General features: G+C 35.8%; 13 protein-coding genes. 7 read left to right on the top strand and 6 right to left on the bottom strand.

The window, feature by feature from the left end:
* The 5 genes from A6M14_RS05790 to ispH all read right to left on the bottom strand — a co-directional run.
* On the bottom strand, positions 1-843 hold an 843-nt coding region (locus A6M14_RS05790), incomplete at its 3' end, for a vWA domain-containing protein (protein ID WP_479680064.1).
* 25 nt (positions 844-868) lie between these two features.
* Positions 869-1,612, bottom strand: a complete 744-nt coding sequence (locus A6M14_RS05785) for a PilX N-terminal domain-containing pilus assembly protein (RefSeq protein ID WP_152874054.1) — start codon at positions 1,610-1,612, stop codon at positions 869-871.
* The gene (locus A6M14_RS05780) at positions 1,612-2,607 is read right to left on the bottom strand and encodes a PilW family protein (RefSeq protein WP_152874053.1); all 996 of its coding nucleotides are present in this window, start codon (positions 2,605-2,607) and stop codon (positions 1,612-1,614) included. The genes A6M14_RS05785 and A6M14_RS05780 overlap by 1 nt, the downstream gene beginning before the upstream one ends.
* Positions 2,607-3,122: a type IV pilus modification protein PilV gene (gene pilV, locus A6M14_RS05775; protein WP_188110862.1), complete on the bottom strand. Its 516-nt coding sequence runs from the start codon at positions 3,120-3,122 to the stop codon at positions 2,607-2,609. Before pilV ends, A6M14_RS05780 begins: the two co-directional genes overlap by 1 nt.
* 357 nt (positions 3,123-3,479) lie before the next feature.
* Positions 3,480-4,430 (bottom strand): 4-hydroxy-3-methylbut-2-enyl diphosphate reductase, encoded by a 951-nt coding sequence (gene ispH, locus A6M14_RS05770; protein WP_152874051.1) that lies wholly within the window; start codon positions 4,428-4,430, stop codon positions 3,480-3,482.
* A 133-nt stretch (positions 4,431-4,563) separates the two neighbouring features.
* On the opposite strand from ispH, the gene gmk reads away from it, so the two are divergent.
* From gmk to bfr, 6 genes are all read left to right on the top strand, one after another.
* Entirely contained in the window at positions 4,564-5,187 is a 624-nt protein-coding gene (gmk, locus tag A6M14_RS05765; RefSeq protein WP_152874050.1) for a guanylate kinase, read from the top strand.
* A 77-nt stretch (positions 5,188-5,264) separates the two neighbouring features.
* The gene (gene rpoZ / locus A6M14_RS05760) at positions 5,265-5,546 is read left to right on the top strand and encodes a DNA-directed RNA polymerase subunit omega (RefSeq protein ID WP_058870403.1); all 282 of its coding nucleotides are present in this window, start codon (positions 5,265-5,267) and stop codon (positions 5,544-5,546) included.
* Positions 5,547-5,767: 221 nt separating this feature from the next.
* Positions 5,768-7,873 (top strand): RelA/SpoT family protein, encoded by a 2,106-nt coding sequence (locus A6M14_RS05755; RefSeq protein ID WP_152874049.1) that lies wholly within the window; start codon positions 5,768-5,770, stop codon positions 7,871-7,873.
* A gap of 75 nt (positions 7,874-7,948) precedes the next feature.
* Positions 7,949-8,332, top strand: coding sequence for a RidA family protein (locus tag A6M14_RS05750; RefSeq protein WP_152874048.1), 384 nt, complete (start codon positions 7,949-7,951; stop codon positions 8,330-8,332).
* A gap of 154 nt (positions 8,333-8,486) precedes the next feature.
* On the top strand, positions 8,487-8,681 hold the full coding sequence (locus A6M14_RS05745; protein ID WP_152874047.1) for a bacterioferritin-associated ferredoxin: 195 nt from the start codon (positions 8,487-8,489) through the stop codon (positions 8,679-8,681).
* Positions 8,682-8,938: 257 nt separating this feature from the next.
* Positions 8,939-9,403, top strand: coding sequence for a heteropolymeric bacterioferritin subunit Bfr (gene bfr, locus A6M14_RS05740; protein WP_152874046.1), 465 nt, complete (start codon positions 8,939-8,941; stop codon positions 9,401-9,403).
* Positions 9,404-9,464: 61 nt separating this feature from the next.
* On the opposite strand, the gene A6M14_RS05735 is transcribed toward bfr, so the two are convergent.
* Entirely contained in the window at positions 9,465-11,084 is a 1,620-nt protein-coding gene (locus A6M14_RS05735; protein WP_152874045.1) for a PglL family O-oligosaccharyltransferase, read from the bottom strand.
* A gap of 78 nt (positions 11,085-11,162) precedes the next feature.
* Between A6M14_RS05735 and A6M14_RS05730 the strand changes: the two genes are divergently transcribed.
* The coding region (locus A6M14_RS05730; protein WP_152874044.1) for an acyltransferase family protein at positions 11,163-11,932 on the top strand (770 nt) is incomplete at its 3' end.

The raw sequence follows: 11,932 nt of genomic DNA, 5'->3' as shown, positions 1-11,932 counted from the left end.
ATACTTTTGGAAACACCACCTTAAAGAGTAATAAACAGCAGGTGTTTCAGTCGCATTACAACTGAAACTTGGGTCATTTACGGCATTCTTATATAGCGGCTCTGCAATTTCTTTGGTAATTGTTGTTGGCACACCATCCGTAAAAATGAATATGCCTTGTGCAGAACATTGTTGTTCCTCTTGAGATAATTGAGACATAGGTGATTTATATTTTCCCATTCCCAACAAAGGCGACTTAATTGCTAAATCTGTAATATAGTCAAATTTAGTATGAACACCCGACTCAACTCCATTATTGACACTTGAAATATCAACTGGATATGTCATAGAGTTTCCTAACAAGTACCCCACAGTTTCTGCATACAAAAGGCTCGTTGCTGTACTTGATTCAGACTTAATCGCGTTAATTTCACGAATTAAAACTTGCCTCTGTCTTTCTAATCCAACCCAATCATTTAAAGCTCTAGCAGCAACAACAATTTTTCCATGCCTCGGACCTGTACCCAAAGTAGATAATCCAACAATCGTCGTATCAGGCAAAGGGGTTATCGTATAATTACCTTTTGCATCTTTAACACCTTCAAGTGCTTCTTTTAAAGACTGTTTTAAAATGGCTAAGCGCGTTTTATTCTTACCTGTGTCTGTTAAGCCCATACGATAAGAGTTATCCAATGCCAACATAACAATCGTCTTGCCTTTCACGGTTGGATTCTTATAAATTTCAATATCACTTGCATGTGTAATTGCTGTTGTAAAAACACCCATCAAACTCGCTGAAAGCGCACAAACAAAGATTTTTGAGCCTATTTTTCTTATCTTATTTTTTGGTACATTTTTATTCATTATTATATTTCCAAAATCTGTAATGCTATGTCGCAATACTCACGTATGTATCTAAAATAAAGTCCTGCATCTGCGTATTAAATGGAACATTTTCTTTGGTTAAACAGGCATCTATTGTTTCTGCACTACCAAACAATGGCTTTTCACTTGGTCTTTTTAAACATGCTGTTATTTTTGCTGATGTAGCCGTACTTAAATTGGGTAAAATTGATGTCACATACACCCGTATTTTTTTGCTTTGATCTTCATCCAACTTGCCCAAGCTAGATAGGTCACTGCCCAAACTCACACTTTGTAAAGGCTTAGAAGCGATATTAGAAGGTGGGTTTGCAATAATCGTGACTTGCGTAATTTGCGCTTTTCGACTGCTTGCATAATCGGCTTGTTTGGTTAAATCACAAAAACCCGATACACCACTCGATGCCACTTCCGTATTGCTATCATTCCACATTAACAAGCTGGTTGTACCAACCGAAAATGCCGTATCTTCTTTGAGTTGGCTTCTAAAACAGAAGACCACTTCATGCCCCGAATTCTTCAATGCATATCCTAATAAAGAGGATGGATTCCCACTGGTACTGGCAAAATTCGAATTTCCTATGCGGTACAACACAGCGTCTGAAGATTGCATGAGTAATTGCTGCGCCTGACTATTTGTCGCAACATTTAAGCTCACCATACTTTGTCGTATCGCAAATGTCCCCACAACAGTAATCACCATCAGCAACAACAGCACAATAATTAAAGTCGATCCTATTTGCTTTTTCATCACATCACCGCCTTTGCTTCTGAGGAGATTCCATTTCTTAAGGCAATGGTTTGCGATACCACACGACGCAGATATTTCGTTGTATTGGAATGTGGCTTTAAGTAAATAGATTGATCTAAAACCGTGTAGGCTTTATCGATTGAAACAACATCAGAAACATTTGCTGTTTCATTGGAACGAATCAGCATTCCAACTTGAATTGAAGAAATTCGAGGTCTTGGATAATCATTAATTGCAAGATAATCTTCTACAGAGATATATCTAAAATTATTGTTGCTTTCATTATTAGAAACACCCAACAAGAAGTGCAGATAATCGACACGGCGAATGATAATTTCACCTTCGGTTTTTCCAAACTCTAATGTCGATGTAGATGGGTTTTTTAGAATTTTTGTACTTGTATCGATATACCAACCTGCCTCACAAGCCAAAGCTAGTGCCTGATTTGCTTCTGCATTCGATACATTGCTATCTAACCTTAAAAAATAACGCTGTACAATATAACGTCCTGCTGTGTAACCACTTCCCTCGCAATCAGTTCCGTCCTGATCCGCATAATATTGAATGACCAATTGATCTGATTTCAATTCCACTTTTACTGAATTTAAAACATTACTGAGTTGGTTTTTACTCGAACTTAACAGAACGGCATTAGTGATTGTATTGGGTAAATTCGTTGGAATATTGGTAGAAGTAAATGTTGAAGTTGAAATATAAGATGGAGCATTTCTTGACGTTAAAACAATACCACTATTCAATAAACGGTCATTGATTAAATCCACATTATCGTAATTTGCACGACGAACATCACTAGTAATATAGCGTAATCCAAAATTTCCACTTTCCTGTATATCCGCCATACCTTTTTGAGTACTAAGTGAAATTTGTCCCGTTAAAAATAACTGAACAGCAGCGGCTGTAATAATTAACCCCAGCACAATGGCAACCATTAATTCCACAATTGTAAAACCATATTGAGCAATATTATTTTTCATTAATACAACTCCATGACAATACACTTTGCTTCAGGCAAATATGCTCCACCAAAAGTACATGCATCTGGATCTGCGGCATGATTGATTGGCTTTGTACCGCCCCATGCAACATAAATACACACGCGATTGACTGAACCCGTCACCTGACAATTAGGTAATGCAATTTGCATTGCTGTATCTTGAGCCTGACTGACAATTTGAGCAGCATCATATTTCGCCATATCTGTAACTGAACAAACATTGCTTCCTAAACACTTTTTTAAGCCCGCTGTACTCAACGTTGCTTGTGTTGTTTTATTTAGTTCTGAAATATACGTTGCCAACCCATTTTTATTCACTCGAATACGTTCAGCGACATCTCTTGCAACATTCATGGCTTCAATTTTGGACATAGCTTCATTTGTGGCATCAACAGCTTTTAATTGCAAAGCCGTGAAACCCATTACACCAATTGCAAGCAGAAGTAATGCGACCAAAACTTCAATCATGCCAACGCCTTTTTCAAATTCCATGATCAACATGTTCCTTCCACGTTGTAGCAGGCACTTTTTTATTTTTTATAAAAGTTTTTAAACAATGATTTAAGTACAACAAGCACCTAAAATGAATTTTAATTTTAAAAGCTTACTTTCTAATTTGATCTGTATTTTTATTAATTTTTAGATTTCTATCCGTTTAATAGAAACCAACAAAAATATGAAACTAAAGCTAAGCGACCATTAAAACATTCCCAAACAAGTGCTCTATTTACTATTACGCCAAAATAAATATTTTTCTCCACAAAATCAAACCCATTTATCTGAAATAAAAAAAACAGATAAATAAATCACTTTATTTATCTGTTTAATATTCTATTAAAAAAATTAATCTAATTAAGCTTGTGTTACTTGAATACGAAGTTCTTTTGGCAAGCTAAAAGTAATATTCTCTTCACGACCTGCAAGCTCTTCAGGCGCTTTAGCCCCCCAGTCTTGTAAGCGTTGAATCACTTGTTTGATTAAAATCTCTGGTGCAGACGCGCCAGCTGTCACTCCGATTTTTGAATTTTCAGTGAACCATAATTTTTCAAGCTGATCTGCATTATCAACTAAATAAGCATGTTTACCCATACGCTCTGCAAGTTCACGTAAACGGTTTGAATTTGAAGAATTTGGCGAACCAACAACCAGTACAACATCACATTGCGTTGCTAAATCACGTACCGCATCTTGACGGTTTTGTGTTGCATAACAAATATCGTCTTTTCGAGGACCCTGAATTTCTGGAAATTTTTGACGTAAAGCATCAATCACTTTCGCAGTATCATCTATAGATAGTGTTGTTTGTGTTACAAAGGCAACTTTATTTGGATGATTCACTGCTAATTTTGCAACATCATCTTCATCTTCAACCAAATAAATATCACCACCATTTTTCTTGTCATATTGCCCCATTGTCCCTTCAACTTCGGGATGACCCTCATGACCAATCAAAATGGCTTCTGTACCCTCACGTGCATATTTTGTGACTTCAATATGAACTTTAGTTACTAAAGGGCATGTAGCATCAAATACTTTTAAACCACGACGTGCCGCTTCTTGTTGAACCGCTTTAGAAACACCATGTGCACTAAAAATAACAATATTATCATCGGGAACTTCATCAAGTTCATCGACAAAAATAGCACCACGCTGACGTAAATCATCGACCACAAATTTATTATGTACCACTTCATGACGCACATAAATGGGTGGGTTAAAACACTCAAGAGCGCGATTTACAATCGCAATTGCACGGTCTACACCTGCACAAAAACCACGTGGATTGGCCAATACAATTTCCATAGAACCCTCGATGTTCAATCAAATTTGCAGAAGAATTCAAAAATAATGCAAACAAAACGACGCTTAGCTATTTTGTTTAAGCATACTCTGCTCTAAAATAGAGAAGATATTTTATCATATCAGGAAAAATATCATGTCGGGTCTCTTGTTTGTCGTTTCTGCTGCTTCAGGAACGGGCAAAACATCTTTAGTTAAAGCCCTACTTGAGCGTGTTAACAACTTACACGTTTCTGTCTCCCATACGACACGTGGTCAACGCCCTGGCGAATTAGATGGCGTACATTATCATTTTGCAGAAAAAGAATCTTTCCTTGCGCTTGTTGAACAAGGTGGTTTTGTAGAATATGCAGAAGTTTTTGGTAATTACTACGGCACAGCACAAGCAACAGTAAAAGAACAACTTGCAAAAGGTCATGACGTTTTACTTGAAATTGACTGGCAAGGTGCTGAGCAAGTTCGTAAACTTTTTCCTGAATCTAAACAAATTTTCATTTTACCGCCAAGCCAGTTCGATTTACGTCAACGTTTATCTAACCGTGGTACAGACTCTGTTGAAGTCATTGAACATCGTTTAAGTTGTGCTGTTGAAGATATGCAGCAATATACAAACTTCGACTATGTCATTATTAATGATGACTTTAATAAAGCATTACATGATTTAGAAGCTGTCATTATTGCCAATCGCCTTACGCTTTCTCAGCAAGCAAATAGACATCAAGAACTCATTATGAAGTTAATTACTCCAACATCTAAGTGATTAAAACTTGAGTCTAAAGGCAAAGCACCTTATACTGTTCAGTCTGTTAAAATTTATTATTTCAAACGAGAAACCTTATGGCACGCGTAACCGTTGAAGATTGTTTAGACCATGTAGACAACCGCTTTGAGCTTGTACTAGTGGCAAGCAAACGCGCGCGTCAATTGGCACGTCAAGGCATTGAACCTACTGTTGAGTGGGACAATGACAAGCCAACTGTTGTTGCTCTACGTGAAATTGCAATCGGTCATGTTTCTAAAGATATCTTGAAACAACGTGATCAAGACTACCAAACATCTAGTCTTGACCTTGCACTTTCTGCAAACAATTTGAATTTAGATGGTTTTTCTTTTCAATAAGAATCAATTATCAAAAAAAGCCTAGTTTAAAACTAGGCTTTTTTTATCTTAGAACTTTAATCTTTCAGAAATAACAGTTATAAATACGGGATAAAGATTTTTTTTAAATTGACACTATTTTCTCCCAAAATGAAAAAATAAATTGACATACTTCTCAATATGCTTTTCATTAGTAGTTTCAATCTCCCATTATGTTGTAACTTAAAATTTAAAGGTGGTTTATGCCAGGTGCAGAGGTCAGCCAAGCCAAACAGCAACTCAAATCAATTATCGATGCTTATTTAAGTGAAAGCGATGTCGATAGAGTGCTTACGGCTTGTGATTATGCAGACATTGCCCATGATGGTATTACCCGTAAAAGTGGTGAACCCTATATTCTTCACCCTATTTCGGTAAGTTGTATCCTTGCGCATATGCGTTTAGATGCCGAAACCCTTATGGCAGCACTTTTACACGATGTGATTGAAGATACCGATTTTTCAAAAGAAGACATTACAGAAAAATTTGGAAAAACAGTTGCTGAGCTTGTAGATGGTGTCACCAAACTTAGCCACTCAAGCGATAAAGAATATAATAAAGCTGCTTCCTTCCGAAAAATTTTACAAGCCACACTACAAGACCCTCGCGTTATTATTATTAAGCTTGCCGACCGCTATCACAATATGACCACGCTTGGTGCATTACGACCAGATAAACGTGCACGTATTGCTCAAGAAACCATCGATATTTTTGTACCAATGGCACGTATTGTTGGTATGAATGAAATGGCAGATAATTTAGAACATCTGTGTTATCAAAATCTAGACTTAGATATGTTTGATAACATTCAAGAAGCGCTTCGCCAAACAAAGCCTAAACGCTGTGAATACCAGTCTATTTGGGAAAAAAATCTAAACGACCTTCTAACAAATCATGGCATTGAGGGTCGCATTAAAAAGAAAAATAATAATATCGAACTTCTTCGACACTTCGTCAAAAATGACATCAATCTTCAAGAACTCACACACAGCCATGCCTTTGAAATTATTTTAACAAGTATTGCCGACTGTGACCGCCTTGCAGATATTCTAAGAGAAAACTTTAAAGTTCTTCATTTTGCAGATCATATTCGTCGTCCACTTCCGGGTGGCAATCAATCTTTAATGATGCGCTTAAAAGGCGAAAAAACGACACTCTCACTTACCGTTCAAACAGAGTTGATGCGTAAGGCAGCTCGTTTTGGCGTTGTATTAGGTGAAAATGCACCTCAGGCTTGTCGCTCTGCGATTCAAGCTTCTATGCAAAACTTGAATGTTCTGGTAGATGGTAGCTGTGCAAAAACAACCTTTAATGACTTCTTAGATTATTTGCACCAAGAAAAGATTTGGGTATATACCCCGCAAGGTCAATTACATGAGCTTCCGCAAGGTGCAACTGCTGTAGATTTTGCTTATTCAGCAAGTCTATTTTTAGGTAACCACGCAGTTGGCTCAAAGATTAATGGTGAAACAAAGCCTTTATCTACACCATTGCTGAATGGTCAAGTTATCGAAATTATTACCGATGTATTAGCAACACCAAATCCAGATTGGTTGAGCTTTATTAATACGCAAAAAGCGCGTCGTGCACTACAAAATATTTTGCGTGAACAAGATATTGATGAACAGCGTTTAGTCGGTCAGCAAGCTTTAAATCGTGCTTTAAAATTATTTAATCGTTCAATTCAAGATTTAACAGAAAATGATTGGCAAGATTTACTTTCTTGGCGTCATATCGATTCTAAAGATCATTTATATGAACAAATTGCAGTAGGCGATTTATTACCTCAGTTAGTGGCAAATCATTTATTCGCTCAAGATCAAGCGCATGATGAACACGCATCTACCCGTTTAATTCAAGGTACAGAAGGTGTCGATGTTAAATACGCCCATTGCTGTAATCCTGTATTAGGCGATCCGATCCAAGGTAATTTATCTCGTCGTGGTTTAATTGTGCACCGTATTCGTTGTCATAATTTATTGCATGAACAACATCTACATCCTGAAAATATCATGCCACTACATTGGACATCTGAAGATGTAGATGATGTGAGTTTCAACGCCTATTTATCTATTGATATGAATATGAATGATGAGCAAATTTCAGAGCTTATCTATCAATGCCGTAAAGCCAAAGTTGGCGTAGAAATGGTTCGTGCTTACGAATCTAAGACTTATGCCAATGTAGTCGTTAGTGATCGAAATCAAATTGCAAAAATCATTCGTGATTTACGTATGCACTTTGGTTTCCCTCGTATCACACGTTTATCTTTACCTATCAATATGACCGAAGCATCAATAGCAAGCTAGAAATTCAATAAAGAAAGGCTTCTATGAAGCTGCTCTATAGCTTATGATGAATTGAAACGATAAAAGGAGAAATAGATGTCCCGCCAAGTGATTCATACTGAAAATGCACCTGCTGCTATCGGTACTTATTCTCAAGCTATTTTAGTAGGTGATACACTGTATCTTTCTGGTCAAATTGGCTTAGACCCTTATAGCATGGAACTTGTTGAAGGCATTGAAGCGCAAATTCGTCGTGTTTTCGATAACGTAAAAGCAGTATGTGAAGCTGCTGGTGGCTCTTTGGCTGATATCGCTAAATTAAATATCTTCTTAACAGATTTATCTCACTTCCAACTTGTGAACCAGATTATGGGCGAATACTTTGCTCAACCATATCCTGCTCGTGCGGCATTAGGTGTGGCAAGTCTGCCTAAAAATGCTTTAGTTGAAATGGATGGTATTGTAGTTATTAATCAATAACTTAATTGCTCATCATAAATGCCACCTATAAGGTGGCGTTTTTTTATTCAAAAACTCAATAACAATAAAAGGCAATTCAAATGATTTTTATTGACAAACGATAATAATTATCAATAATATCACTTATCTTATTTATTCTTTCATGGTTGTATCAATGTACGTGTGTTTGTGCCGTGGTATTACAGATCAAGACATTAAAGATGCTATTTCAAATGGCGCAGAAAGCTATAGAGAAGTACGTGAGCTACTTGACCTTGGTACTTGCTGCGGGCGCTGTGCACCTGAAGCGCGCGCAATTATCAGCGATGAAATTTCAATGATTGCCTCTCGCTTAGCAATTGCTGCATAAACCCCATATTAAAGAATAAGCATAATTATAAAATTAATGATCAGAAGATCATTCCTCCTCCCCCGCTTCTGACTCCAGCGGGTTTTTATTGCCTTTCCTTTTATCATAACCATTCATCACAATAATCATCCCTTTTGATTTTGATTGCGATTTTCATTTGCTGTTCTATAAATCTCTCGCCATTGTGTGTTCTGTTGGTTAATATAATTAGAATGCCGCTTGATCAACAAGCTTTGAATAATGGATGGAGTAGTTTAATGAAAGGCAATCGTGATGTGATTAACCAGCTAAATCAGGTGCTTTATCATCATTTAACTGCAATTAACCAATATTTTTTACATTCACGCATGTTTAATGATTGGGGCATTGAAAAATTAGGCTCTGCTGAATACAAAGAATCTATTCGTCAAATGAAACATGCAGATAAAATTATTGAACGTGTTTTATTCTTAGAAGGTTTACCTAATTTACAACATTTAGGTAAGCTTTATATTGGTCAACATACGGTTGAAGTTTTAAATTGCGATGTTCGTAAAGTTAAAGAGAACATCGAAGCACTTCAAAAAGCGGTAGTTTTGGCTGAGCAAGAGCTTGACTATGTAACGCGTGATATTGTTCAGGAAATTCTTGAAAAAGAAGAAGACTATTTAGATTGGACAACGACGCAGTTAGACTTGGTTGAAAGTGTTGGAACTGAAAATTATATTCAAAGCCAAATCTAAATACGATTTTAATCGATTAATAAAAAAGCCAGCGATATGCTGGCTTTTTTATTTTAGACATTTAAGGCTTTAATATATCTTCATAAGGAATATCCGCCTTACGAATAATTTTAATCATTTTAAGTTGATGACGAGCATCTGCTTCATAACCATTAAATGCAAGTAATCTTGCAAATTTCACCATGTTATAGCTCGTTGGATAGAGCAAAACAATATGTGAAATATCCTGAATTTGTTGATCAGATACTTTTGTATACGGATCCATCTTCACCCAATCAACTCTGTGTTTAAATTCTGTGAGCAAATAGACAGGCTGATGATTGGTAATTTTTTCAGGTGATTTTTCAAATTTCATTGCCTGACTTAATCGAGATGAAGCAACATCATAATCTCGATAAATTAAAGCCAATAAAAGAAGACCAATTGCAAAGCTCAGTCGCATAAAAATAGATGGAAGTACGATATCTGTTTTCAATACGTTTTGTGCTTGAATCGTTCCTAAAATAAAACCAACAGGAAGTAAGAAGTAAGCATAGTTTTGAGGGAATTCAAGCATTGCATGAACAATGAATACCCCAACCATCAAAATACCAATAATAGATTCTTTAGATTTTACATACTTTTGAAGTTGCACACCCCAAAAAGCAAAATATACTAAAAATGGAACACCAATAATCACGCCATTCCAAAGTATAAAATCTAATACGAAATTATGCGCACTACGAACCCACACAGGACCTTGGAAGTATTCACTAATGGTTGTATAAGCCGTACTTGATTGGAACCAACCATAGCCAAACCAAGGTCGATATTCCACAGCATGTAGCATTTGTTGCCAAATTGCTAAACGAGACATATCTCCTGTTGCACGTCGTGCAATATCAACAGATTTAATTTGATCATCTGAGAATTGACTTAAATACACACCCAAAGTAGGAAATAGGAAAATTAATCCAATAAATACAACAAGCCAAGCTGTTAAGGCATACCACTTAATGGTAATTTGAGCTTTATATTGTTGATAACCTAAATATACCAAAATACATGCACAAGCGACCCATGATGTTCTAGATTGACTAAGTGCAAGGCTAATCAGCATGACAAAAGTACAGCTCACCAATAATGATGTTTTTACTTTTTGTTTTTCATATAAATATAAACAAGCAAGCAAAGCCATGAGCAAGAATGTTGCCATATTATTTGGCTGTGCGAAGTTTGCATATGGACGTGCATTAATTTGGCGACTAATACCTGGAATCACATCATCTAAGTTAAGCCATTGGCAAATGGCGATGAGTGCGGTTAAAACACCCGAAAGTAGGAAGACATAGCAAAGTGTTGTAAATGTCTTTTCACGGTTAAATTTACCAATACAGAGGTTATAGCCAAAAATAATTGCGAACCAAAGACCGAGTATATAAATCGAGCTCATTAATGCATTACTAAAGAAAAATACTTTCCCAAAGTAAAATTGCCCAAATGGAACAATAGCCAATACGACTAAACCCAAGCTCAGCTTAGGAATATGAACTTTCTCTTTAATAAGTAAAAGCGCTAACGTAATGAGTGCAAAAAATGCATAAAGCTCGCCGGTATAAGTCACCCAAGGGTGGTAATGTATGGGCAAAAGCCATGCGAGTGATATAAATACACTTGCGAGTAAGACTAAAAGAAAGTTCATACTTAAAGGAATACTAAAATTTTGCTTATAGTATGCATTTTTATTCGCAAATGCATAAATAATGAAAAGAAATAATTCGTGAGTCTGTATAATATTTACATTACTTATACACTTAAAAACTTCATGCCACATTCATACAATCATCAAATTGATATTTTGAGAGCGTTATCTGTTTTTTTAGTGATATTCAATCACTTAAATATCAATTTATTTCAAGGTGGCTTTATAGGAGTAGATATTTTTCTAGTTATCTCAGGATACCTCATAACAAAAAATATCATCAAAGAACAGAATGAAACATCATCTTTTTCAGTAAAAAAATTTTACGAAAAACGCATTATAAGACTTGCTCCCGCTTTTTTTACACTTATATGGTCAGGTTTATTGGTTTTTAGCCTGATATTTACTCAAGATGAATGGTCTCAATTTCTAAAATCTGTAATTTCAAGTACTACTCTAAATTCTAATATTTACTTTGCAACACAACTAAATGATTACTTTAGTATAAATGCCTATTCAACCCCTCTACTTCATATTTGGTCATTAAGTTTAGAAGAGCAGTTTTATTTAATTTGGCCATTTGTACTTCTTTTCATTTTTAAATCTAAAACAAGAAATTATTTTTTATACTTTTCTATTTTTATTGTGAGCTCCTTACTTTTTTCAGAATATTTAACCAAAAACCATCCAATTTTAGCTTATTACTTATTGCCATCTAGAATTTTTGAATTCTGTATTGGTGCTATCGTTGCACTGATACCTTATTATAAAGTAAATAAAAAATACTCTTATTTCGCAGTATTATTTTCTATTTTCTCAATTCTGACTGGCTTTGTTGCACAAAGATT

It is taken from the genome of Acinetobacter portensis, assembly GCF_009372215.1.
GTDB lineage: Bacteria > Pseudomonadota > Gammaproteobacteria > Pseudomonadales > Moraxellaceae > Acinetobacter > Acinetobacter portensis.
The sequence above is the reverse complement of the archived record's forward strand: the minus strand, read 5'-3'. Positions and strand labels throughout refer to the sequence as shown.